A 24963-nucleotide genomic window follows, 5' to 3' on the forward strand; every position below is an offset into this window, starting at 1 on the left:
CTCCCGCCGATGAAGATCGTCTTTCATCTTGAAACTGGCGGCTTTTATAGGGTGCGAAATTTGTAGAGTCTATTGATTGTCCAGAAAGTCATAAATCTCCTTCATGCGTTCTTGGCGCATCAACTCAAGTTCTTCCTTAGTTTCGGCTACCCACTGCAGGATGAAGTCCCAGCAATCGCAGTCGTGAGCGTCCGCTTCTGCTTCAAATGCTTCTTTCAGAAATTTAAGGCGATATTCATCTGGCGAGAGCCCGCAGTTTTCAGCGAGGCTATAGTTCAGATCATTGAGTTCAAGTTGGATCCATAAGTTGGCGTCCAGGAATTTCTTCAGGGCGAGTTCGCCTCTAAGTTCTTTCGCGATCATGAATACTCTCTTGTGGCATACAGTAAGTAGCTGGTGGTTCGAGGTCGGCCCAGCGCTAAATCGGGCTATGTCAATTTCCTGCCATCATCCATCCTCGTACGCTATAACTTTCACTTAGCTCCTTCACGACTTGAGCCGCTTCCTGCTTGTGTTTATACGGGCCGATGACAACAAAATTGTTTTCTTTACGCGCTACCGGTAACTCCAACTGCTGAATGGCTTTTACTGCGCGATGGCGACTGGGTGTGTTCAATGCAATTTCGACCACCCATAGGCCGGATGAAGGCGTGGTTGAAGCTTCTTTTTTAGCGTGGGAAATGTAGCCGCCGCACGTCAAGCACGGGCGTTCCAGCGTGATTAGCGAGCCTGGCAAGGTGTGAAAGACATGCCATTGCGGATTAATGGTTTTTTTGCGGGTGAAGAGTGCCAAGAGCAAGCCGGTAAAAGTAATAAGACCGCTGAGAATAATTGTCCATTTATGCGCTTGTGTGGGCCATGAACGCAGCGTAAGTATTGGTGTTTCGTCTGGCTTTTCGATCAAAAGCTGTACAGCGCCAGCCTCCGTTGAGTCGGGTATGCGGGATTCGTTTTTCGCAGGGTGCGCGAACTCGTCGGAAAGTGTTGTATTGAGCTCTGTCGCAATTTTATTTGCGGTGTCATCAAGTAGTTGTTCGAACTTTGTCACTTTTTGCTGGAGGTATGAATTATCGGCGTTATTTTGACAAATTGGTCCTGTAGACGTGTAGGTCCATAGTAGTGCTGATAGTTGTCCAAAAACGCCAGTTAGCAGGAAGCCCAAGCCAAGCTTTCGCACAGCACCATCTCCAAATCAAATGAATGACACCAGGCCCATCATCACCATGTAAGGGAAAAACCCTTGCCCATCGGCTGCCGCAAACCCACCGGGAACGGCGATGTGGCCGATCTGGCTGTCGGTAGCAAGTTGGAAACCAGTCATTTTTTCGCGGCTCTTGTTGTTATGCAGCGCGATAGCGTTGGAGCCGAGTGTGTGAGAAAGGCGCAGGGAGCGCCTTGCCTGGGGAAAGGGAGTTCTGCGTTGGGGTCTGAAAATTTACCTTATCGTCTGATTTTCAGGACTGGAGCAGACAGAATTGCCGGTCAGGGATGGGACGCTGGATGGCCCAGGAAAGCTTCGATTTCTGCATAGGGGACAAACGGGACAACGGCGAAGCCATGCAGCGTCGCACGAGCAATTGTTTGTACGCTATTTTCCTTATAGGAATGCAGTGCATAAAATTAATGTTTTTATTAACGCTGCATATGAACTAACTTGATTCTATTATTTTAAGTGCCGATACATCATCCAACGTCTTCAGGATTCAAATTTTTATACTTGCGAATGTCAACTCATCACGAGCCTGATCCAGCGAACTCATCGGCTTTACCGAGGGCAATGCCTGCGCGATCGGTCGTGCTGTCACTCGCGGTTGCGTTTGTGCTACCGAGCGCTCTTCGCTGGGTGGAACTCCAAAACATTCGCGATAGCACTTAGAGAAGTGTGGAGTCGACACAAAGCCGCATACCACCGACAACTCTACGATGGAGATCGGTGTTTGCTTAAGCAATTGACGCGCGCGTATCAGACGCAGTTTGAGGTAATACCGCGAAGGCGAAGAATGTAGGTACTTCTGGAATAACCGCTCGAGCTGTCGACGGGACAAGTCGGCATAATTTGCCAAGTCGTCGAGATCTATAGGTTCTTCCAGATTGGCCTCCATTAAAGCTACGATTTCCTGCAACTTTGGTTGATGTGTACCCAGCATGTGCTTGAGGGGCACTCGCTGGTGATCCTGCTCGTCGCGGATTCTTTCGTAGACGAACATTTCGGAGATGGCGGCTGCCAACTCATGCCCATAATCGCGACTGATCAGATGCAGCATCATGTCCATTGGCGCGGTTCCACCGGAGCTGGTGAGACGGTCTCGGTCGAGGGTGAACAAACTGGGGCTGAGATTCACTCGCGGAAAAGCTTCCTGCATGGCAGCCAGAAACTCCCAGTGCACGCTGCAATCGAAACCATCAAGCAAGCCTGCCTGGGCCAACGCCCAACTACCTGTACACACGCCCCCGATCCGTTTCGAGCGCCGCGCTTGGACCCGCAACCAAGTGATGTGCTCCCGGGTCACCGCACTTTGAATCCCAGTGCCACCGCAGACGATCACCGTATCAAGCATCGATGCGTTATTGATTGACGAGTCCGGAGTGATCGGCATCCCGTCGCTTGCCCATACTTGCTCGCCCCCCAAACTGAAAGTTTGCCAACGATACAGCTCCTGACCTGTCAACTGATTGGCCATTCGTAAAGGCTCTACAGCAGACGCCAGAGAGATCAGAGTGAATTGGTCCAGAAGCAAAAAACCAATGGTTTGCGTAGGAGCGGGCTTAGATATGTCGTATGCCATCGAAGTTACTCTCGCAGCGAACGGTCAGGACCTGGGACCTGCCGCGCAGGCCGCTTTAACCATCCGCGGCTGCTCACGCACTGATGAGATCGCAAGCACATTCGTGCTGGCGACTATGCACGTTGCGCCGATACCGCCCTCTGCGATCGTCCATGGTGACGCGTGGTCACAAGGCCGATAAAGGAAATCACCAGCGCCAGGCCGATGGTTGAAGACACCTCCAGACGGTGCTCTGGCGTCACCATCATCACCGCCAACGCTGCGCAGATGAAGGTGATGACCAACCAGGTGAGCCATGGAAACAACCACATCTTAAAGGTCAGCGTGACGTTCTGCCGACGCAGGATCCCACGCATGCGCAATTGCGACACGGCGATAACCAGGTACACCAGCAACGCAATGGCGCCGGAACTGGCGAGCAGAAACTGGAATAAACCAGCGGGCATGAAGTAGCTGAACAAGGTCACACCGGCACCCAGTACTGTGCTGGCAATCACCGCAGCCCTCGGCACGCCCGCCGACGACGTTACCCTCAGCGGCTTCGGAGCATCACCGCGTTTGCCCAGGGAAAACAACATGCGCGAGGAAATATAGATCGACGAGTTCATGCAACTGGCCACGGCAATCAACACCACCATATCCACCAGCAACTTTGCATGCGCAATGTTCATCAGCTCCAGTGCCCGCTGATAAGAGCCCACAGACGCCAGCAACGGATCATTCCAGGGCACCACGGAAATGACCACGAAAATGGACAGCAAATAGAACACTCCGATGCGCCAGATCACCGAGCGCGTGGCTTTGGCGATATTCTGCGCGGGGTTGCTGGATTCGGCGGCTGCAATAGTCACCGCTTCTGTCCCGATGAAGCTGAACATGATGGTGATGAACGCGCCTACGACCGCTGACAAGCCGTTGGGCGCAAACCCGCCATGTTCCTCCATGAGTCGACTCAACCCGCTGGCTTCCCGCTCGGGAATCCAACCCATCAGCACCGCAAAACCAAGGCCAATAAACCCGATGATCGCCACGACCTTGGCCATTGCAAACCAGAATTCGAACTCGCCGTATTTGGATACACTGAACAGGTTGGTCACCACCAACAGGACGATGGATAACAAGGCAAACAGCCAGGAGTCGATTTGGGGAAACCATTGATTCATGACATGCCCGGCCGCGAGCGCCTCGATCGGAATCACCAACACCCAAAACCACCAGTAGAGCCATCCAATGGTGAAGCCTGCCCAACGGCCGATCGCCTGATCAGCATAGGTTGAGAAAGAACCGGTGTCGGGGTTGGCCACCGCCATTTCACCCAGCATGCGCATGACCAATACGACCAACAGGCCGGAACACAGATAAGCCAGCAATACCGCCGGGCCGGCAGCAGCGATGGCATGTCCCGACCCGACGAACAAACCTGCGCCGATAATCCCTGCGATGGAAAGCATGGTGACGTGTCGCGGCTTGAAACCCTGTGCCAACTGACCGTTCGAATCTTTAGAGTTCAGGCTATTCATTGTTTTTTTTGATCTCTGGTGATCGACGTTAGAGCGTGTTGACTGAGGGGGCAGGCGATCATCATTTATTCCTGTTGCCCCTAATCGAAAGCGCCTGCCTCAGCGCTTTGGAGCATTCCCCATCTGTCATCGCAACTGCACACTGACTTGAAATGACACGCAACCTTACGCGCCCAGTCCTCCATGCAAGTAGCCTGAGCGCGCCATGTGCAAGTCTGATTTCGACATACACCAGAGCGTATGGTCTTTGATGGAAGAAGGCTGGCTATACACGCTCAGGTGATCGCGCGAGCGCCATCAAACTTGCGCTTGTGCGACAACCTTACGGGCTGAAAAAGAAGTTTGAACGACTGCTTTGGGCCGAATAGCGACCACCACTCGTTGTGACTGATCCAACCTTGTCCTCCCTCAAAGTGGAGGACGAGCCATGAACACTATTGTGAAAAAGGGACAGCCGTGAAAAATAAATCCGGCCTTTTCCTCAGCTCCATGGCATCGCGGACAAACTGGTCTTGCAAGTCCTTTGGAGGTTTGGCGTAAACGGACATCATGTTGAAGCCGGCCCCCATCACAACTCTTCAATTGTCTTCCTCCATGCCCCTTCTGAATGTTCAGATTTTCTCGTGTGAGATAGACGCTGGTACCAGCAGCGCATAAGATCTGTCGCAACAACATTCTCATTGCTGCTTGAAAACCCAATCCCGACACAACAAAAAAATTGGATGGATGAATGGAATTTTCGATCGGAACCCTTCTCAGCGCTTCGGCTACGCGATATGGCGATAAAACCATCCAGGTTGCCAATGGGCGCAACTATTCATGCATGAGGACATTGAGAAAAACGCTTGTAACTTTGGCGATATGCCTCGCGGCGATGGATGCATCGGCCCAAGCACAACCTGTGGTGCAATTCATCGCCACGGGCGGGACGATAGCCATGAAGATCGACCCGGTGACCAAAGGCGTCGTCCCCGCGATTTCGGGAGATGACCTGATGCAGACGGTGCCGGATGCCGGCAAATACGCGACCGTCGAAGTCAACAACTTCTCGAACATGTCGGCCAACTATGTCGAAGCGAAGTGGTGGACACGTCTCACCAAGGCCGTTGATGACGCGCTCGCGCGTCCCGAGGTCGCCGGCGTCGTCATCGCGCACGGCACCGATACGATGGAGGAAACGGCTTACTGGCTGGACCTGACCGTCGAGTCCGACAAACCGGTAATCCTGATCGGTGCGCAGCGTAATGCATCCTCGCCCGATTTCGATGGTCCGCGAAACCTGCTCAACGCCATCCGCATTGCTACCACGGAGCAAGCCCGCGGCAAGGGCGTGATGTTGGCGATGAACAACCAGATCAATGCGGCGCGCAGCGTCACCAAGACTCACACAGGAGATGTCGAGACCTTCAAGTCTGGTGACTTCGGCTTTCTTGGCGAGGTCTGGGAGGACAAGGTCATCTTCACTAACGCACCGCTGCGCCGCCAGCATATCGACATCGGTACCGCAGAGATGCCGCGCGTAGAGATTCTAGCCATGTTCGGCGGGGCGGATGGATCGCTGCTGCGCTATGCCGTCGACCAGGGCGCCAAAGGCATCGTGGTGCAAGCTGTTGGCATGGGCAACATGAACGTCTCTATGTTCGAGGCGGTCAAGTACGCCCTTTCGAAGAACGTACCGGTGGTGGTTGCGACCCGAGTGCCCAACGGCCGCACGATGCCGGTCTATGGTTTCGTTGGCGGCGGCAAGACCAGCTACGAAGCAGGTGCAGTAATGGCCGGCGATCTGAGCCCTCAAAAGGCGCGCCTGCTTCTCATGCTCTTGCTGCAGAGCGGTGTCAGCGCTCAGGCAGAACTTCAAGCTGCATTTGATCGCTAGTACTAGTGCGTAGATTCGAGGGTGCCGTCGAAGCTTCTCCGTGAGAAAAGGTGACAGAAAAGGTGACAGATTTATTTTCATGTCTCTAAGAAATAAATCTGTCCCCTTCCCCCTTCCATGAACACTATTGTGAAAAAGGGACAGCCGTGAAAAATAAATACGTCCCCTTTTCCGGAAAATAATCCGTCCTCTTTTCTACAGCGATGGCTCCATCGTTACCCGTCACATTGGATCTTTCTTTATCAAACTGCCGCTCTAGACTGGCTTCAATCCCTTGGCCAATCGGAAAGAAACCCATGTCCGCCCCCGACTTCGACTGCCAACCCTATCTATGCGCAAGCACCCTGAGTCTTAAACCTCTGGCCGACAGTGATTTTGAAGGTATGTTTCAGGCAGCGGCTGATCCAGACATCTGGGGCGGCCATCCCGCCAGGGATCGCTATAAACGCGAGGTGTTCGAGGCGTACTTCACCTCTCTACTCGCCACGAAGAAAGCGCTCACTGTCATTGATATTGCCTCGGGGAAAATCGTTGGCACATCAAGCTACTACACGCCGCCGGATCTACCGAACAGCATTGCCATCGGTTTTACATTTCTGGTGCGTGCGAAGTGGGGTGGCAATTCCAACCGCGAGCTTAAGCAGTTGATGCTGGAGCATGCATTCACGGCTTACGACATCGTCTATTTCCACATAGCGACTACGAACATTCGTTCGCAAACGGCCACGATGAAGTTGGGTGCGGTGCACTTGTATGACGCCGAACTGAAAATATCCGCCGCGCCTGCCTTGGCGAAGTGTTACGGACTTACGCACGCTCAATGGAAGGCGTCGCGGGGGTGAAAGGGGCGGTCACTCATCTATGGATGTTCCAACCCAAAACCCGCGTTGAGCAAACCCGGCTAGGCACGCTCCCGTCGCTATAGTCGACTCTATTGCCGACCGTACTTCCAGGAGCTTGTCCCAGTGTCTGACACGCCGATCAACGTCGCTTACACAAAGCGCTTCAACGCCGTACTCGCCTACATTGATGAGAATCTCGAAGGTGATCTGTCGGTGAAGACGTTGAGTCATGTGGCGAATTTTTCGACGTTTCACTTCCATCGCCAATTCACCGCGTTCGTCGGCGTGCCGGTTTCACGTTATGTGCAACTGATGCGGCTACGACGCGCCGCCCATCGCTTGGCCGCCGTTGCGGATCACTCGGTACTGGAGGCGGCACTCGGTGCCGGTTTCGACAGTCCCGAGGCATTTTGCAGGGCGTTCAAGCGAGCGGTCGGTATGACGCCGAGTGCGTTCAGGAAGGCGCCGAACTGGCAGGTCTGGCATACGGTGTTCGCCATCCCTCACTTTTCCAGGACTATCATCATGCAAGTACGAATCGTAGAGTTCCCCGAAGTCCGGGTCGCAGCGCTTGAACATTGCGGCTCCCCCGGGCTCGTCAATGAGAGCGTGAGCAGGTTCATCGAGTGGCGCATGCAGAGCGGGCAGTCGCCGGTGGCATCAAGTCGCAGCTTTGGCATTCCCTACGGCAACCCCGACACCACGCCAGCAGAAGCATTCCGCTTCGCTATTTGCGGCGAGATTCACGAGACGGTGGAACCGAATGCGTTCGGCGTGCGCGAACTGGTCATTGCTGGCGGTCGCTGCGTCGTAGTGCGACACGTGGGATCGCCGGACCACATCGGCGAATCGATCTATCCGATCTACCGCGATTGGCTGCCTGCCAGTGGCGAAGAACTGCGTGATCAGCCACTGTTCTTCCATTACCTGAGCGTGTATCCGCAAACACCGCAGGATCAATGGCAAACGGATGTGTATGTTCCGTTGCAGTAACGGGGCGAGCTGCTTATTGAGCTTGGCTGACGTTGGCGAGTGTCCGCTCAGGGGGATAGCTTTTTGTGACAGGCTGCAATCGGCCAAAAGCAGCCTGTCGCGACACCTAGAAAACTAGGTGCAACTCAGTCTGAATTCGACGGTGAAGACAAACTGGGCCCCACAGATCAGGCTCTCTATACTGGCCTTCCAGAATGGTAAATAGAGCGCAAAATATGCCCGTCACACCCAATCAAAATTCCCCAGTCATTTTGGTCCCAGCTCAACAAAGCGACTTGGACAATCTTGTAGCCATTCGAATTGAGGCCATGCGCGAAAGTCTGGAGCGTGTTGGGCGATTTGATCCGGTGCGTGCGCGTGAGCGATTTCTTAGCGGTTTTGAAACTCGCAACACACACTACATCGAGGTATCTGGAAAGAAGGTTGGTTTTGTAGTGGTCAAGCATCACCACAATGAACTCTTGCTCGACCACTTGTATGTGAGACCGAGCGCGCAAGGATCAGGTATAGGCACTGTTGTTCTCACTCAGATTTTCAAAGTGGCGGATGAGGCTGCGCTCCCTATTAAAGTTGGAGCTCTCAAAGAAAGCGCTTCGAATCGCTTTTATATCCGCCATGGCTTCCAATTTGTCGAAAGCAGTGAATTCGACAATTATTATGTTCGTCAGAGCGTTCCGGCGGTTGGCCCAGCTTGCTAGCTGGATGTGATACACCTCCAGGTACGTTTTTACACACTCTGGGCCGATAGCCGCCTGTCACCAGGGGCAGAAACCGGCCAATAACGGACATTGACCTGTTCAGTAAATGCTAGGATGGGGCCGTAAAATGCGGTGCCCAGGCCTTTGGCGATCGGCCCCTGCATAAATGACTTGTCACAGCCGAGACAAGCCTAAGTGGCACCGTAGCGAATACAAGCAATGACAGTATGCTAGCCATTTTAAGTGATGCCGAGAAGTATAAGGTGAACAACATTTACCTTAGTAGTCAACTTGGGAACTCAGTAAAAGGAATTCAAATTGAAAAAAAAATCAAACCCCGAGCCGATGATAAATAACCGAACAGCGAAGGAGCTCGCCTACATCAGCTTTAAAAGGGGCTACGAGGATGGAAGCATAATTTCCCATCAGCGACATATGCACTCGGTGCTAGGAGCTATTTCTTTTGCATTTTTTCTAGCCCTTTTTAGCGCCGGCGAGGCTGCGTCAACTGAAATTCTTTTAAAAATATCCGAAGTGTCATTTGCGATCGGCCTTATTTCAAACGCACTACTTTTCTTTCATTACCAAGCGACAACGGATCGAAAGGATATTTGGGACCTTGACTCTACTATCCCGATGACTTTCTACAAGACAATCGCGCTTTCCTTGCCTATATTAGGTACTTTGCTATTGATATGGCACTATTACATGCCAGCCGCTGTATGCGCGGTCATTACAGCTATTCTAGGGGGCGTTGTATTCAAGCTTAGTTTAAAAGCCTCACTCTCCAATAATGCCAAATTTTCAGAGTATCAGATGGCACTTATTGAGGCTGGTCGATATGAAGATTATGAAAAATCGAAAGATCGTTACTTCGCGCACAGGCTTTCCGAAGGCGAACTTACTATAAATAGTTACAAATACAAAGTTTCTGTTGATTCGAGTAACTTGCCAGAGGAAATCTCGCTTCATCATCAGGTAGCCATAGGTGATATTATCCGACTGAGCGAATCGGAGAAATATATCGTCCTTCATCTGGTACACAGTAAAAACTCAACCACACTGAATTGCAAAGCAATCGTGGAGTGCGCTGCGACTTGATTAAAGGTGCTCTTTCGGGGGAATTATCTTAAAAAGGAGGGGGTATTTTGGCAAATAGCCCCCTTCTCGTCCTATGGGAACCTAACCAAAACTAATGTAAGTCGGCGCCAAAGCTTTAAAATCTGCAGAGTTCATGACCTAGTCAACATTGGCCGCGTTGGTAATCAAATAATCCGTAATCTGCTTGAGCTTATCGCTGACCACGTTTTTTCTCATGTTCAAGACATCTACTGCGTTATTCAATGAAGAAATAGGGGGGCAGACCACCATTATTGAAAACATGCTATGCCCCCTATTCTCCGGGGCGGTTGCCACTCCTGGTGGCGAGGCGTCAGCCATGTTCCAGAGGGGCTGCTAATGACCGTAAACAGCCCTCTGTGACAGGCCGTTTTCGGCCATTAGCAGACGTTCATGAGTGACCGTTTCTGACCCAAAGCTGACAATAGCGACATGAAGAATTCGACGTGAGCCGCCCCTTACCCGTGCTCATACAGCTGGCCTAAGTGAGCAACTGCAAGCTCAATTTTAATATTCACTTTTAAGATTAAATAGCACTTAAAATAATGTACAGTCCATATGACCGTAAGTATTTCCCTCACCAAGAGCCACGGCCTCTGCTGATAGGAATAACTGCTAGTAGTAAGAGACGTCACAAGATGTATCGCCACTGACCTGGCGAAAACGCACACGCCCTACAGTCTTCCTACTTGTGAAATACTCACCGGACATCTCAAGTGCGTCGTAGGAACCGAATTTAACCGATCTGATATCAAACGTAGTTGTCCCCTTGTACTCGCTCCAATCAGGGTTCTTCGGGATAGCTCTATAGACGTAATAGACCTTGTGCTGGTTAAATTCGAGTGTTGGCGTCGTTTCGATAGTCACTGATTTTGACGTCTCGGTATGGATATCTATCTGCACTTTGAGCAATGAGTGTCGAATAATTGCTCGCGCAGGTATTATTATGGTGTCCGAGACTATTATTTCTCCTTCCCATGTTCCATTCAAATCAGGAAACAGCCGCTTATTAAATGCTCTTACGCACCCCCAAATCAGGCGAGCAGGAATATCCGTTGTGAGGCACACAATGAGAACGAATGATGTCCAGCCGGCGATCTTAAAAAGTAACGAAAGGGAAAATTCGGTGCCAAGATAGGCCTGCAACGCGACGTAGACAAGAAGACTAATCGCGGTAGTACCAATCGCGAGCCACCTAAAGAGCCACTCAAATCTTATAATTCTGAACATCTTTAATCGATTTCCCTGAAATCACAAAACTTGTTTTTGCCGGAGCTTTTCGCGAATAGAAGAGCTATATAGGCCTCTCTTAGGGAGTTGCCTACACCCGCAGAAAAGGTGATTTCTGAATTGGCAATTTTTTCGATTTGTGCAGAAACTTGATCTACGTCGAAATCATATGCAATCGAGGCAGCCACGCCGTCTGCCGCACAAAAATGAATATCGAAACCTTCTAGCCGCAAAAACTCAGCAATGAAATGCGTCCTTTCTTGAACGAGGTTGTTAACGCGAACTAGCTCGGCGGTGTTGTTGGTAAGGTAGGCGGCGGCGATTTTCTGACCAATGTCGTCACCATCAATCGTTAGATACTTCATGTCATCCATGCTGCCATAGGTTGGGAACCCAATAGTAGCATGCTGTGATGGCACCTCAATGGCTCTGCACGAAGATGTGAATCTCAGCTAGCTCGTGACGACGTTGCCGGGCAAAACGAGGTTAAGGATTATAACGTTTACCTTCTAAGGGGCGTGGTCAGACCTTATATGGCACTGAAAGCTTAAGGGGTACAGTTTATCACGTGAAGAACTCGGCACTTACGATCATCAATCACAGCATAATAATTAGAGATCTGACCTCCTATAATGACGATCATTGGCTCACCGAGACGTTTGGATGTCCGACTCCATTCCTTCAGGTCGATGCTGCTAGGTTGCGGATCGGATTCTGGGTGCGTGTGCCATTCACCAACATAGTTTTCAGTACCTCCACTATTCTCCCAGCGCCGGTTCAATATGAATTGATGCCCCGCTTCAGAGCGTCGAAAGCGCATCCGGTAGCGCTTGTCAGTCTGTTGAGGCCCAGTCGCACCAGTTATTTCTAGATGTGGTCCATGCATCACACCAATCAAAATACCACCAGCCTCACAATCGTCAGGAGCCGATTGCTTATAACGACTGATCAGCTCCAGAACCTCAGAAGAGATCACCACCAAATGGCAAGTCGCACGGTCTATCAGTGATAACGGCTGCATATTTTGCAATCATTCCTGCGAGGTGGAGTTGCGGGAGGAACGACCTTTCCGGCAGCGTAATCGAGGGTGAAACTCCGTAGCATCGGGGCAGGGCTTCCCCGTGCCCAGGCAACAGCCAGATCACAAGCAAGAGCAGCGGCATGTACAGCCGCTGCCGCTGAGTACGGTACCAACCAATCGCCGCAGGAAGGGGCATGCTTGTGTTGATGCCTGTATTCAGAGGCCATTACCGAATACACACCTCCCGGAACGCTGTAATCTAAACAGGACATGCAAGCTTGGCCTGGGTCACTCAATAGGTATGCCTGGACGCCACAACCGGTTCCCGTAATCCAAGAGAACAACACCGCAGGCATATTCCCCTCAAGCCATTGCTCACTCATGTGATGTGAAAGTGCTTGATCACCCGTAGCGTTGATGACTAGGTCTGTCCCTGATAGCCCCTTTACATTGAGAAAATCCTCCATCAATGGAAGAACATTTATAGCGGGATATCGACGCCTCAACTCTTCAGCCAGAGCTTGAGATTTCTTCCTGTCCAAATCGCCAAACCCAAGCGCATGTCGCCCAATATTTCCTACAGACAGAATGTCAGAATCGATTAGCGTTAACGAACCACCTAGAAATCCAGCCCCGCTTTTTGCGAGCAGATCTGTAAGGTAGCCTCCGATTGCCCCACAGCCCACCAACACGATGCTTTTCCCTGCCAACCCCCTGTGATCGTCTTGCATATTTCTTTCCAGCCAAGAACCGGGATCTACGTACGCTGGGTCCAAGGGAATCATTTTCAGACCTTTAGAGTGCCGTTGTGTGACAACTTTCAGATATTGAATAGGCGAGCGTATTGGCAGCGTTTCTTCGAGCAGTTCCCGCAGTTCAAGGAAGGCAGCACAGGAGGTATTCGGGCCCTTGATGATGAGAATCAGGTCTGCTGCCCCGGACCTATAAACATCCTTCAGGGCCGAATGAATGCCATTGGTCGCTCTCTGATCCCCTGCAATCCATTTCAAAAGCATGAAAAGGTTAGTGGGTGGCCATTCATTCTCGGTCGCCCCGAGGGGAAATTGAGCCTCTACAACACGGGTGATCAGTGAGATGGAAGAGACCTCGGGGTTCCACTGGCCATACCGAGCTAAAAGAGCATCTTTATCTCGGCCGAGTAGATAAATGTTAGGGCGCCCCCTGTCAGTCATCACTCGAATCAACGTCGAGTCGAAAATCGTCCCAGTCGGCTCTCGGTCAAGGTCGATAAGGAGCCGTTCGCCAAGCCATGAGGCGTAAAATTCATCCTGGGTATCAGTAAGCGCATCACCGCTTGCAAGTCTTGTAAGGAGATTTTCTGCAATCTCGATGCACCCGAGTACACCACCGGCTAAGTTGTCACGAGGTAAGTGGGCCTGGTTCGGGCCGATGTAACACAAGTGCCCTAAGGACGTAAGATGAGCGCAGTTGCTAGGCAGACCGGGTGGGCGTTGGATCAAACGGATTTTCGGCAGGTAGACTAATGCCGAGTCAATGAACGAGAGGTACGCTGCGTACGGCGCCCCATCGACATAGAGATCCACCGAGTAAATAGGGAGCGGATAGCTTTTAACCAGTTTGAAGCCCTTGTGGATGAGGGCTTCGTGGACCTGACTGAACTGCGCAATCATCAATCAGCCTGCTGTAATATCGCCTACCGGTTTGGCTGCCGCAGTCGCCACTGGTGCTACTGCTTTGACCGATTCGACGACCACACGGTTTGGATCGTTCGGCAGGCGAATGCCAAATTCTGAACGAAGAATGACGCACGCCTTTTCAGGATCGCCACATTCGTAGATCGCATGATTTATGCACCTCGACAAATTCTCCATTCGGCTGATCAGTAAGTCACGGATCCCGTCGCGATCGAGGCGCGCAGCTAGATCTTCCTGCTTATCGGCTGGCCGATCCAACGTGACAGGGTTTATGACCTTACCCCGCAAAATCTTGGGCAAACGTTCGCAAACCTTAGCCAGAGCAACGTCGTCATGACCATGAACTGAAACGTCGAACGCTTCGGCGGTAGCCACCATCAAAAGGATCGATTTCGGATCCTTTTCAGGATCCCAGGTCTGATGGTCTCGCCACGCCTTGATGTATCGCATCACACGACGCAGCTGCTCACCCTTGATACCGACCTCACTGTTGACCCAGTCCTTGACTGGCCTAGGATCGCTATCACGCCAACCGTTGGTCTTGGTCGCCATTAAAACGCCGTGAGTCGGCATCAGGTCCCAGTTGTCATCGATAGTCGCTGCCGCGTCCGTCGCCAAACCCCGACTTTCCAAAGCAACTGCGGCTTTTGTGAGCAGTGCAAACTCTGTATCGGGAATGCTATAGACAGGGACATCGATGTGTTTATCACTGTCGATCTCCAAGCGTGTGCAGTTGGGGTTCTCGGTGACAAGCGTCCAACCCTTTTCGGCGCCAAGCTCCCCCAGTATGTCTTCAACGGCGTTGAAGAGGATGCTGCTCATTTCAGAGGGCGGAGCGGACTCGATATAGCTGAAAGGCAGGTAGGTCCCATCATCGAGGTCCGCTTGCTGCGGCTTCTTGCAAGGTGCGTTAAGGGTTTTATATGCCCACGAACCCTGAGTGAAAAAACGAGGCCTTGGAGCAGCCCCAGCGTCCTCCAGAGTCTCTCGCAGACGCTTAGGCAGCTCGTCCCTCAGCCGGTTACGAATGTCCGTGCGTGCATCAAGCATCATCTGAGATTCGTCGCCTGGCAGGCTAAGATTGTTGATGAAAACGTCAGAGTGAACGGTGCTGCTGAACAAGCTGTGGAGATTGAGTATTTGCACCTTGTACCCCCTGCCGTTGTCATTTCACATTGCCAGCACTATATGGGATAGGATAATTAGCAGTCAATCCGCAAAAAGGAACGGATATGTACGCAGTTTTCGGGCTCAAAAAACTTCTAGGCTCAGTCGTAACATTGGTTATCTTAATAACACTTCTCATGATGTTTATAGAGAAGCCAGACGATGTGATGAGCACGGGAAAGCTGGCACTGAAGGTAGGTTCCTACACGGTCTCTGCATTCTTCCTTCTTGGATGCTTTCAGCCAATATTTAATTTTTTCTGGAACCTAATGAATAGAATCCTGCCAAGCTCATACCCAAACATTACTGGTGAATGGGAAGGATACCTGGATTCAAATGTGACGGTACAGGAAGCTCTGCGCGAAGCAGCGAGATCTAATCAAAAACAATTCAACCAGTTTGACCCAGAGCAGATAGAAAATATTGCTTTGCACAGAATTGAAACAAAACTCACAATAAAAGCGAATATCCTGAAAATTGACGTAAAAATAAACGTCGTTAGCCGAGACAAAACCTCCAGTTCTCACAGCGTAGTAGCCAAGCCAATTGCATCGGTCAATGGTGAACCACATCGTTTGCTGTACATCTATGAATCTACAAGACTTAACCCAGAGGCAGATGATACCCAGTCGCACATAGGCGCTGCACAGCTATACATCGATAACGCCGGAGATGCACTAACACTAGTAGGAACATATTGGACGGAGCGTAATTGGCGCCGAGCGAGTAACACCGCTGGCGCTATGAACTTCAAAAGAACTAACTCCTGAAAACCCCATATACATGTTATATGAAATGAATCGAACTGATTTCATCGATACATTGAAATCCGCTCTAAACCCATTTCTACGTGTCACAGTCCACTGAGGGTCGATATCGATGCTCTATGAGCGTCTGTTATTGGCCGATTGTTGCCTGTTGCGACCGGCTCAAGGCGACCCAAAGCAGCCGGTTGGATACCTAGGTTTTTTGGATATGCGTCGTTTACCGGTTGAGTAGCAAACGACAAGAACCCTAGGTGGCTGATGCTAGTTTATTAAGTTTTTTTAGATTGCATGACCAACACAGAATTTGGGCATTGCTGGGGGCGTTTGTTCCGCCCATTTGCGGTGAAACGATGTGATCAAAGTGCCAAGGTGTATTTGGGTGTTGGCTATGCTGTGGAACATTTTGCCAAGGAGTGAGACATAGAGGACAGCAGTTTGGATGAGCAGCTTTTAATCGCTCCTTTGTTTCAGACGAAAAACCACCTCCCGACGCCTTTAGTCGGGCCGAATAGCCCTTGCTCCGCTGCTTTTGACACGTCATGCACCGGTTATGGCTGTTCCAAGGGGTGATCGCATCACACTTGGTGCAGTTTTTTTTAGGGCGATCTTCGATGGGGACTTTATTGGCCATAGATCTATAATCCGCGGTATAACGTTGGAAATCAGCGGTGCTAGTATGGTGTGGCTGGTAGATTTAGCCAATCTGTTATATCAACCGGTTGGGTCCACAGCTTATCTGGACTCCGAAAACGCTGCGGTCTTACACTTCCACCAGATCGTTCTAACACCTGTAGCACACTGCTACCTAAGGCCCTTTAGAAGCTAGTGACCTTAGGTCCACCACGCGTAATTCAGACTTCAAATAAGATAGAGGGATGCATGTACCACTTCTTAGTCACGGGAAAAACCGACGGTTGGAGTCAGGGCTTCTATCTATACGATCGCAGCCGGTTCCTTGAGTACACCAACGACAAGATCGCAAAAGCGTTCGAGGTGCTGACAGATACTCACATTAAGACATTGCTCTCATGGCCATGTCTTTTTGCTTACGAAGGAGATAATCACGATGTTCGGGTTGGCACGTTGCGCTCGATCAAGGAGCAGGGCCGCTCAATCCGGATCGAATTCGATTTAAACGACGAAATTCAGCCTATCTCTTATGCGGCTATCAAACCGATCGCGCCGTTGCTTGACATCAGGGATTGGGAAATGAATCGGACCCACTGGGCGATCAAAGAAGAGGATCTCTTCCAACGCCTGCGCGCCAACGGCTTACTCGGTTCGGCCGGCCTGGCCTATCCTGAACAAGAGCCTGCGTCCGTCGATCAACTACCTGACGCAGAGCCCTCCACTATAGTGTCGACAGTGGGTGAGTTCATCCAAAAGGTGCTCGAGGTGCAGCACGACGAAAAGGAAGTGTTTTACCGAGGTCACTCAAATAAGGGAACGTACAAGTTAGAGCCATCGCTGTTCAGAAAGGATAAGCGCGGCAACTATCGTTACCTTGACACCGAGCACACGCTCTACCGGGAGCTGCTCGTCTCCAACTCAATCGACTTCCACGGTGATAGCTACACACTTGATAGACTTGTTCGGATGCAGCACTACTCGTTGCCGACCAGGCTGCTCGACATCACATCAAATCCGCTCATCGCGCTCTACTTTGCTTGCAAATCGAACCATGACGAAGATGGCGAGGTTATCATTCTGGCGGTGTCCAGGGATCAAATAAAATACTTCGACTCCGACACGGCAAGCTGCATTGCAAACTTGGCTCGACTGCCAAAGGCGGATAAGGATTCAATCGACCACACTATCGAAGACGTCGATGAATTCAACGCTCAGTTACCAATAAGACGCCTTATCCACTTCGTAAAAGAAGAGAAGTCGTTCTTTGAACCACGTATCCAGCGGGAGCACCTGCGCACAATTGTCTGCGTTAAGGGAAAGCGAAGCAACGACCGAATATCTTCCCAATCAGGAGCATTTTTGTTGTTTGGTCTGGATGCGGTGTTGGATGAGAAGGGCACACCTGAGATCGTGGTGATGAGAATCACGGTTTCGCAGAAGGAGAACATTCTGAAACAACTTGACCTGCTGAACATCAACGAAAGCACCGTCTTCCCATATATTGAGAATTCGGCCAAATACGTTGCCCAGAAGTACTCGTTTCGTGAGTGAGCAGAATTGGCAAGTGGCGATAGGAATGTCAGCGAACCAGCGACTACTGACGAACTATCAAGCTTTAGCAAATGGCCGCTTTTGGCCGTTTTCTGCCTGTGGCGACCGGTGGAATCCACAACCCAAAGCGGACATTGGCAGCGAGACATCGGAAGGGATTTCATTCCAGATTTGATGAGTGTGGATCCGGAGTTCTCACAGCAAGGCTTCACAGCCAAGAATTCAAGTATGCCGCTTGCTATCAACCAAAGTGAGTTTGACGACAAACAAACGGTACCCACTCCGGCACGGGGATATATCATTCCTCGCGATCTGCGAATAAACAGCCTTCAACGGGGCAGCGCGGAGTGAGGGGCCTAGTTCTGTAATGTCCTGGCATCCAAGCCTATGTTAATGCTAGAGATGCCTTGTTTGTCCTGTGGTTGCTAAATATCTACATACGCTAAGTTTACTTTTCCAGGATAACCAAATTTTTCTATCTCGTCGTAGCAATTATTGCTGGTGATACAAATGTAGTCCAAAAGAAGATGCCTCTCGCTGTCATCAAGAACTTTGGGCGTGATTATGTTCATTGCTGTGCAATGCAGTGACCGACTTGTAAAAGCGTAGAGAAAATAGTAGTGGTCTGCCATTCCAACGCTTTTCGCCTTGTCGCACCAATTCCAGCGCGCACTTACCCCAAGCTCCTTTAGTTTTGAAAGATCTGCTTCAGAGTGTGATTTTTTTAGATCATCTAGATTCTTGCGCAGTACTGATATACGCTCCTCATGATGTGGAATAACCTTGGTTTTTATTAAGTGGGCTTGATAAGAATAGCCATTGTGCTTGGCGGATGCAGCGTATATAGAGAAAGCATTTCTGGCCTTAGAATCCACCATGGCACCTCGATTGGAGAGATACTCTCGTGCTTTCTCAAGCTCTTCTTCAGAAGCACTACTCTGACTCATTAAGTGACTGTATGGCCCAAGATCAAATGTATCTTCTTCCGCCAGCTCCTTGAAAAGCTCTATCTCGCCGAGGGCCTTTTCAATAACCTGCTCTTGGCTTTTTAATTGTTCGTTAAGCAATTGATAGTAAAACACCAAGCCGTAGCCATGGTCTTTATTGAAAAGCTTTAACCATATTATGTTTTCAAAAAGATTTCGTGCAAGCGCTACCAATTCGGTGTCGCTTTCTAGTTTTGATGTGCTATAGATGTCTCGGAATTTTTCAAGTGTTCCCTCTTGAGCTTTGAGAGTCCAAGTGATTTCCGAGTTTTGGTGCGTTTTGTCCGTGTGCGACAGCCAGTGCAATTGGCCACGCACTTTGGCTAAAACTAACTCGTTCTTGGAGTCGATATTTTCATGGATTTCTTTTCGTAGTTTATCCAGATCGAACATGTTTTATTATCCTCTGACAGTGGTCGATAGAAATTTTGTCTTGCGCTCGATTCTATTAGGCACTTTATGGTTAATCTTGAAAGCCCTTCATGTCAAAATGATATCACTTGGTGTTTGGAGGTTACAATTTTTGTGAAACGTATGAAATTTAGACGGACCATCGATGCCCACCTCCGAAGGGCTGCTTCTGGCCCAGAGTGTGTAAAAACGCTTCGCCAAAATTGAAGTGTGCGCGTCTACGTTAAATCTGAAATTTATCGGCACGTCAGAGATGTGGATTTCGCGTAGGAGCGCGATTTTCAGTCCGGTTTTGAGTACCTGTCGCGCTCAAAAACGTTTTCACACAGCCTCGGCCGATTGTTGCCTGTCGTGAAGGGCTGAATCCGGCCAAAAGCAGTCGGTGAGGGTGTCTAAGAAAATAAGGGCGGCGCATCTGGCTGGTAGAGAAAATCCATATCTTCCGCGCGAATGTGCCACTTTTCCGCGATCTCGCGTGCGGCACCTGCGTTGAGTAGCACGTTTTTGGCCGGTGGAAACAAGCTCGCATAGTGGTGCGCGAAATGGCCGATCAACATCAGAATCACCTGTAGATTGGCTGACCCCAGCATGTACTGATCTCCTAAAGAGCTCGCTTGGCCACTCTGAAGCGTTCCGATGAAATCGCTGTGCACATGTCCGCTAAGGAATGGGTAGTACGACGTGAAATAGGTCTTATGTAATCCTGCATCTACGGCTAAATCGTTCCAATGCCAACCTACATCCCAACTACCTTTGCGAAGGCGAACTTGCTGAGGCTCTGCATAGCTTTGGAAGTGGGGCGAGCTCTGAATGACCGGCCATAGTGCTGCAGCATCTGCTACCGCTCTCTGCCGAGCTACCCGAGCATCACCCGTAGTCGCGGCCATCTTGCTCCGCTTTTTCCAGCCGCAATACTCCCACACGTTATGCCGGAACTCTCGCAAAGACTCATTTCCGCCGCTGAGAAGCCACGTCATTACCAAGTAGTTTTCAAGTGCGGAGCGAGTCAGGACCGCCATCGACGAGTGGTCGATAAAACTGCCCGGGGGAATTGTCTGACTCCGAAATGGCGAGGGCTCCAGCAATGAGCGCGCCGAGCACATGTGCCGAAATAGTTTCTTGGCTAAGTCATGCTGACTGAACATCCACGTTGGATTATTCAATGTCGGATCGTACTGTTTTGCTTGGGCTGTGATCATCTCCGCCATCAACCCAATCAAGGTGTTGAACTCTCTTTCTAGCTCTTCCGCTCGCTGGTACTGCATCACATCATCCCTTTCGCAACGTCAGATGCACTCAAGCTTAACAGTTAAGTGGGCCATGCTGACGCCGGCGAACGTCCTTGCTACCCGCCTCGGTCGCGGACTAACCTGTCGGAGTTTCCGTCCCCACCTCTGCTGATCAACGAGATGTCGCTTTGCTAAAACAGATTCTAACCCAGGCAAAACTACCAAAAGACAAAACTACCATCGCCTCGGCGATAAAAGCCTTATTGGCATTTTTTTCACTAGGCACAGTCCATTATATTGGATTTCTTATGGAGGTACCCTTCGAGATTGTATCCATCGCATCACTTAAATTTCTGACAAATTTTGTTGCCACTTTCACGTTCTACCTAACGTTCTGTTACATGGTCACGAAAGTGTTCTCCTTCGCTATATCACAGTTCTACTACTCTGTTCTTTCCCCCCTTGCAGCGCTAACATTCGCGGCAAGTAAAAGGTTTCCAGCATGGCTAAAAAAACCTGCGAGAAGAATGCACAGAGAAACCAATATGGCGGAGAAACTCATATATTGGACATTTTTCTTTATTATATTCAGCTTTATGTTTAATTTTTCGTACTTGAAATTTGACTACTCTACTGTTGGCAAGATGACATGGATGTGGGCAAGCGGCGTAACTTTAGCCGCAATACTGAAATGCGGAATACTAATTCGCCCAACAACGCAGATTCAACGAATTCTAGATAAAAAAAGAATAGCCCTCAGAAGATCGCTAATACGGGATTACAGCTATTTGCTTGCTGGTTCGGCCGTGGCGCTTTCCTTTTACACGGGCATGCTAAGATTTGACAAGATAATGACCGAAGACGTTATTGATTTCAAAAACGAACAATACCAAGGGAAAGCCCACGTTCTTCTGAGTGTAGATGATGCTTACTTGCTAATCGAAAGCAGTTTCAAAAAACAAACATTTTTATACCTAACAAGCACAGTCATGATGCGATTGCCAACCGATCATAATAAGTAATTCATATATTAACTCAAGCAGATGCTTAACAAAAAGCACACACTCGCAAGTCTGCAGGTTGTTCTGATCAGCTTATGGTGAATGTGGTCGTTTTGGAAGGCTGTTTAGCAAAGGTGGCCGGTTGCTGCCTCTCGTGAGGATTAGAAACCCACTCAAGCTTGACCTTCGCCAAAGGCAGCAATCGGCCAATAGCTGTCCTTCATTACAAGGGTCTCTCTGGCATTTCCGCTACAAATTGGCTCTGGGGTATTAATGAAAACGGTGTGAGTCCGTAAAGCGATGATGTAGCAGCTTTAGCGTGTGCTAATGTGCCATCACTATGAATTGGCTAAGGAGGGTGGTCATGGGGTGGAAGGGAACAGTACGGTCGCTGCAAGCGTCAGCAAGAAGATCAGAGCGCAACGCTCATCGTCGGCAGCGTGATCTCGAGCGGCAAAGTAAGGAGTACGCTCGAATGGAAGCGCTTGAACAAGCCGTGCACGAAGTCGACGTGTACGAAAACTATCTCGAAGTCCTTCTATCCATGCACAAAGAGTGTGGTGAGGAGGTTAACTGGAGACGGATGCGGTCCAAGCCTGAGCCTACAGCGCCGCAGTTAAGCGACTTGCTAGAAAAAGCTGCTTTTGAAAAGTATGCACGCTATAGCCCAAACTTCTGGGGCCGCTTGCTAAAGCTGGAAACGCGTCAGCGGGCAGCTCTAATGTCCAAGGTTGAGGCCGCCAAAGTGATGGATTCAGACAGCTCCCTGGCAGAATTCAGAGAATGGGAAATAAACCATTCTGAGTGGGCGCAGGAAAAAGATTTGGCTGAGCGTATTCTCAATGGTGATCGCCAGGCCAAACTGGATGCGATCGAGGCATTGGAGCCTTTCGCAGAGATTGCGCACTTAGGATCAGCCATTCAGTTGGTTGTTCATGAAAGCGGTACAGTCGAATGTCGGTTATCCGTTCACGGGGCCAGCGTCATTCCGAAAGAAATAAAATCTCTGCTGAAAAGTGGAAAGCTGTCGACCAAGGCAATGCCAGTCGGACGTTTTAATGATTTGCATCAAGACTATGTGTGCAGCTGTGCATTACGAGTCGGACTCGAACTCCTAGCAATATTGCCCGATGAAATTGTGATCGTCACCGCAAATGATAAGGTCCTTAACGGTTCAACTGGTCATTTGGAGGAACTGCCGATTTTGAGTGTTGCATTCTCGCGTTTAACTTTAGGCTCTCTAAATCTCGAAGCCATCGACCCATCAGATGCCATGAAAAATTTCGTCCATAACATGAGTTTCAAAAAAGGCAGTGGCTTCATGCCGGTCGATGCAGTCGACCCGGCGAGATTCGCTTTGCTGACATAACCCTTCACAACCAACTTAATGATCTGAGAATAGTATCATGACTCAAAAAATTCGATTAAATGGTAAACGGTTGATTTCGACATTTAACCTCATCATTCCTGGTTCTATGAAATGTGAGATAGATATTGAGTTAGGACCAGAATATGGAGGGTCTTTAACTACGCTTCCTTTGACCATTGTGTTTCAACAGGCCACAGGGACACAAAACGTCACCTTTACCCCAGAGAATGGCCGCTCTTTGATGACGCTGATTAACTGGAGTAATTCTTTGGGGACGGCATTAAATACCCCTTACGAACTTGCCAAAGTTAATAACTCAGGCGTGGTGGAGATGCTAATGGTCAACACAAGCATTGCAGGGACCAATCACTTGACCTTACAACTTTGGTGGCGTGAAAGTATTTAGGGGGCAAGAATATGGAAAATGATCAGGCAGGTGACGTTACTGCTCCAAGGGTTATTATTCCTGAGTCGAACGGAATCAACTATACTGGAATATCCCAGAACACGGATACTCATGTTATAAATATTACCGAGGACAAGCTATATCGAATAATAAAAGACTATCATCAAGGACTAACCAGATCGAGGGACTGGGTGACTTATTTAGGCATACTCCTAAGCCTAATGGCTTCATTGACCGCAAGCAGCTTTAATGACTTTGTCTTTGCTGCGAATACTTGGAAGACGATATTTATATCTGCAGCTGGTATTGCTGGGTTTTTCACAGCCGCAAGTATTTGGAGAAGGGTGCATGATAAGCCTGTGACGGCAAAAGCTCTAGTTGAGACAATCGCTGGGCGCATAAAGCTCGATGAGTAATGCACGTAAAATTACCATGCTTTATTGGTGCGGACAAACTTAATAGCAGGTTCCGGCCGAAAGTGGCTGGACGTCAATGACATCTATCGGCCAGGAGCAGTCATTCAATGTGTCTACGGATTTGATAGCGATTCTATGATCCGAACACAGACTCTGCTTGATATGAAGGTGCATCATCGCGGCTATAATCAAGATTCACCATTTCAAATGCGATATTTTTTAGGATAAAAATGCAAGCAATCTTAGAATCAATAACCCTTCTAGATACGAAGGACCTGATTTTGTTGGGGCTAGGGGGAGTCCTCGGATATTTGCTCAGTCTTATCGCTGCCAAACAAACCGAGAAAAAGAAAGACTTAGTATTGGAGGTCCTAGGGCGACAGATCGTTGCAGAAGCCACCGAATATTGTCCTTTTCGGATTGTTGATCTCGCTGGCGAGCCGCTGGACAACGTTTATTTTATTGTTGTACGAGTGTGGAATAGAGGTAGAGAAGCCGTGCGAGGCGACGAAATCTCTCCCAGTGCACCTATCACGATTGACCTGGGTGAGGATATCAAAGTTATTGGGCCACCCCGTGTGACTAAACCTCATCAGGCGATGGATTTTTCCATCAGCTCAGTAGATCAGAATAGATATCAAATTGGTTTTGACTGTTTGAACCAAGACGAATGGGTACAAATCGGGTTTTATACGGCTGGCAATCCCAAAGCGGTAATAAAAGGGACTGGCCGTGTGTTCGGACAGCATTCAGATTTCGCTCTAACCACTGATGATTCCAGGGCTACTATTTATGAAAGACTAACTGCTTTGATTGCGTTTGCGATGATCGTCAGCAGCCCGTTCTGCCTTTTTTTTGCATTGTGGTGGATATATGAGGACTACACATTGGCAGAAGTTTTTCTTCAGCCAGACAAACTACCAAAAACTCTATCAGCGATGCTATACCTAGGCATATTCATACCAGTGATCTCGGGATTCTATTTCTTTTCTCTGTGGCTAAAGCGTAAACGCAACCCTAAAGGCTACCCTATACGCGAAGATTTTGAGCCGACCCAAAGCCAATCGTTAAAAGCTTTCTATCTGACAGCGCTGCATGGAAAACGCTACGAAGTATCTACATCAGTCCATGACTACGGTGAGATAACGGTGCGTTCTGCCCCAAGCAAAGATCCGTAACTCATTGGGCCGGAGGCCTTTCGTGAATGGCGGCTATTGGTCCAGGCTGTGTGAAAACGCGCTAAATACCTCGAAAACTGAGAGGCGCGAG

25 protein-coding genes are annotated in these 24963 nt (G+C 49.7%); 12 read left to right on the top strand and 13 right to left on the bottom strand.

The features are described 5' to 3' along the window. Positions 1–69: 69 nt before the first annotated feature. The 5 genes from BK667_RS15940 to gabP all read right to left on the bottom strand — a co-directional run bounded on the left by BK667_RS15940 (position 70) and on the right by gabP (position 4306). Positions 70–363, bottom strand: a complete 294-nt coding sequence (locus BK667_RS15940) for a DUF6388 family protein (RefSeq protein ID WP_123514836.1) — start codon at positions 361–363, stop codon at positions 70–72. A gap of 70 nt (positions 364–433) precedes the next feature. Next, complete coding sequence (locus BK667_RS15945; protein WP_123598197.1) at positions 434–1177, bottom strand: SPOR domain-containing protein; 744 nt, start codon at positions 1175–1177, stop codon at positions 434–436. A gap of 15 nt (positions 1178–1192) precedes the next feature. Beyond that, complete coding sequence (locus BK667_RS33575; RefSeq protein ID WP_259698046.1) at positions 1193–1321, bottom strand: hypothetical protein; 129 nt, start codon at positions 1319–1321, stop codon at positions 1193–1195. A gap of 382 nt (positions 1322–1703) precedes the next feature. Next, entirely contained in the window at positions 1704–2786 is a 1083-nt protein-coding gene (gbdR, locus tag BK667_RS15950; protein WP_123514840.1) for a choline metabolism transcriptional regulator GbdR, read from the bottom strand. A gap of 113 nt (positions 2787–2899) precedes the next feature. Continuing rightward, positions 2900–4306: a GABA permease gene (gabP, locus tag BK667_RS15955; RefSeq protein WP_123514842.1), complete on the bottom strand. Its 1407-nt coding sequence runs from the start codon at positions 4304–4306 to the stop codon at positions 2900–2902. 730 nt (positions 4307–5036) lie between these two features. On the opposite strand from gabP, the gene BK667_RS15960 reads away from it, so the two are divergent. The 5 genes from BK667_RS15960 (at position 5037) to BK667_RS15980 (ending at position 9816) form a co-directional block, all read left to right on the top strand. Further along, complete coding sequence (locus BK667_RS15960) at positions 5037–6182, top strand: asparaginase (RefSeq protein WP_259698047.1); 1146 nt, start codon at positions 5037–5039, stop codon at positions 6180–6182. Between the two features lie 296 nt (positions 6183–6478). Further along, on the top strand, positions 6479–7024 hold the full coding sequence (locus BK667_RS15965) for a GNAT family N-acetyltransferase (protein ID WP_123598198.1): 546 nt from the start codon (positions 6479–6481) through the stop codon (positions 7022–7024). Between the two features lie 123 nt (positions 7025–7147). Then, positions 7148–8017, top strand: a complete 870-nt coding sequence (locus BK667_RS15970; RefSeq protein WP_123598199.1) for an AraC family transcriptional regulator — start codon at positions 7148–7150, stop codon at positions 8015–8017. 215 nt (positions 8018–8232) lie between these two features. Beyond that, positions 8233–8715, top strand: coding sequence for a GNAT family N-acetyltransferase (locus BK667_RS15975; protein ID WP_123598200.1), 483 nt, complete (start codon positions 8233–8235; stop codon positions 8713–8715). 318 nt (positions 8716–9033) lie between these two features. Further along, a complete protein-coding gene (locus BK667_RS15980; RefSeq protein WP_148060142.1) occupies positions 9034–9816 on the top strand; it encodes a hypothetical protein in 783 nt (260 codons plus the stop codon). A 633-nt stretch (positions 9817–10449) separates the two neighbouring features. Here the strand turns inward: BK667_RS15980 and BK667_RS15985 are convergent. From BK667_RS15985 to BK667_RS16005, 5 genes are all read right to left on the bottom strand, one after another. Continuing rightward, on the bottom strand, positions 10450–11064 hold the full coding sequence (locus tag BK667_RS15985) for a Cap15 family cyclic dinucleotide receptor domain-containing protein (protein WP_123598202.1): 615 nt from the start codon (positions 11062–11064) through the stop codon (positions 10450–10452). A gap of 2 nt (positions 11065–11066) precedes the next feature. Then, positions 11067–11429, bottom strand: coding sequence for a mCpol domain-containing protein (locus BK667_RS15990; RefSeq protein ID WP_259698048.1), 363 nt, complete (start codon positions 11427–11429; stop codon positions 11067–11069). A gap of 182 nt (positions 11430–11611) precedes the next feature. After that, positions 11612–12085 carry a Mov34/MPN/PAD-1 family protein gene (locus BK667_RS15995; RefSeq protein WP_123598204.1) on the bottom strand — a complete coding sequence of 158 codons (474 nt, stop codon included), beginning with the start codon at positions 12083–12085 and terminating at the stop codon, positions 11612–11614. Next, a complete protein-coding gene (locus BK667_RS16000) occupies positions 12067–13737 on the bottom strand; it encodes a ThiF family adenylyltransferase (protein WP_123598205.1) in 1671 nt (556 codons plus the stop codon). The genes BK667_RS15995 and BK667_RS16000 overlap by 19 nt, the downstream gene beginning before the upstream one ends. A gap of 3 nt (positions 13738–13740) precedes the next feature. Continuing rightward, the gene (locus BK667_RS16005) at positions 13741–14907 is read right to left on the bottom strand and encodes a CBASS cGAMP synthase (RefSeq protein ID WP_123598206.1); all 1167 of its coding nucleotides are present in this window, start codon (positions 14905–14907) and stop codon (positions 13741–13743) included. An 86-nt stretch (positions 14908–14993) separates the two neighbouring features. On the opposite strand from BK667_RS16005, the gene BK667_RS16010 reads away from it, so the two are divergent. Beyond that, a complete protein-coding gene (locus BK667_RS16010) occupies positions 14994–15698 on the top strand; it encodes a Cap15 family cyclic dinucleotide receptor domain-containing protein (RefSeq protein ID WP_123598207.1) in 705 nt (234 codons plus the stop codon). 244 nt (positions 15699–15942) lie between these two features. On the opposite strand, the gene BK667_RS33995 is transcribed toward BK667_RS16010, so the two are convergent. After that, positions 15943–16326 (bottom strand): HNH endonuclease, encoded by a 384-nt coding sequence (locus BK667_RS33995; protein ID WP_123598208.1) that lies wholly within the window; start codon positions 16324–16326, stop codon positions 15943–15945. A 248-nt stretch (positions 16327–16574) separates the two neighbouring features. On the opposite strand from BK667_RS33995, the gene BK667_RS16020 reads away from it, so the two are divergent. Next, on the top strand, positions 16575–17876 hold the full coding sequence (locus BK667_RS16020) for an FRG domain-containing protein (RefSeq protein WP_123598209.1): 1302 nt from the start codon (positions 16575–16577) through the stop codon (positions 17874–17876). 425 nt (positions 17877–18301) lie between these two features. Here the strand turns inward: BK667_RS16020 and BK667_RS16025 are convergent, their stop codons facing one another. Together BK667_RS16025 and BK667_RS16030 are read right to left on the bottom strand one after the other, a co-directional pair. Continuing rightward, on the bottom strand, positions 18302–19255 hold the full coding sequence (locus BK667_RS16025; protein ID WP_123598210.1) for a hypothetical protein: 954 nt from the start codon (positions 19253–19255) through the stop codon (positions 18302–18304). Positions 19256–19665: 410 nt separating this feature from the next. Continuing rightward, positions 19666–20538: a DUF5677 domain-containing protein gene (locus BK667_RS16030; RefSeq protein WP_123598211.1), complete on the bottom strand. Its 873-nt coding sequence runs from the start codon at positions 20536–20538 to the stop codon at positions 19666–19668. 152 nt (positions 20539–20690) lie between these two features. Between BK667_RS16030 and BK667_RS16035 the strand changes: the two genes are divergently transcribed. The 5 genes from BK667_RS16035 to BK667_RS16050 all read left to right on the top strand — a co-directional run bounded on the left by BK667_RS16035 (position 20691) and on the right by BK667_RS16050 (position 24872). Further along, positions 20691–21524 (top strand): hypothetical protein, encoded by an 834-nt coding sequence (locus BK667_RS16035; RefSeq protein ID WP_123598212.1) that lies wholly within the window; start codon positions 20691–20693, stop codon positions 21522–21524. Positions 21525–21978: 454 nt separating this feature from the next. Continuing rightward, a complete protein-coding gene (locus BK667_RS16040) occupies positions 21979–22872 on the top strand; it encodes a hypothetical protein (protein ID WP_311198934.1) in 894 nt (297 codons plus the stop codon). Between the two features lie 37 nt (positions 22873–22909). Continuing rightward, complete coding sequence (locus tag BK667_RS33075; RefSeq protein ID WP_148060143.1) at positions 22910–23278, top strand: hypothetical protein; 369 nt, start codon at positions 22910–22912, stop codon at positions 23276–23278. An 11-nt stretch (positions 23279–23289) separates the two neighbouring features. Then, positions 23290–23694, top strand: coding sequence for a hypothetical protein (locus BK667_RS16045; RefSeq protein WP_123598214.1), 405 nt, complete (start codon positions 23290–23292; stop codon positions 23692–23694). Positions 23695–23924: 230 nt separating this feature from the next. Continuing rightward, the gene (locus tag BK667_RS16050) at positions 23925–24872 is read left to right on the top strand and encodes a hypothetical protein (protein ID WP_123598215.1); all 948 of its coding nucleotides are present in this window, start codon (positions 23925–23927) and stop codon (positions 24870–24872) included. Positions 24873–24963: the final 91 nt, after the last annotated feature.

Origin of the sequence: Pseudomonas frederiksbergensis (assembly GCF_003732705.1) — a bacterium.
GTDB classification, from domain to species: domain Bacteria; phylum Pseudomonadota; class Gammaproteobacteria; order Pseudomonadales; family Pseudomonadaceae; genus Aquipseudomonas; species Aquipseudomonas frederiksbergensis_F.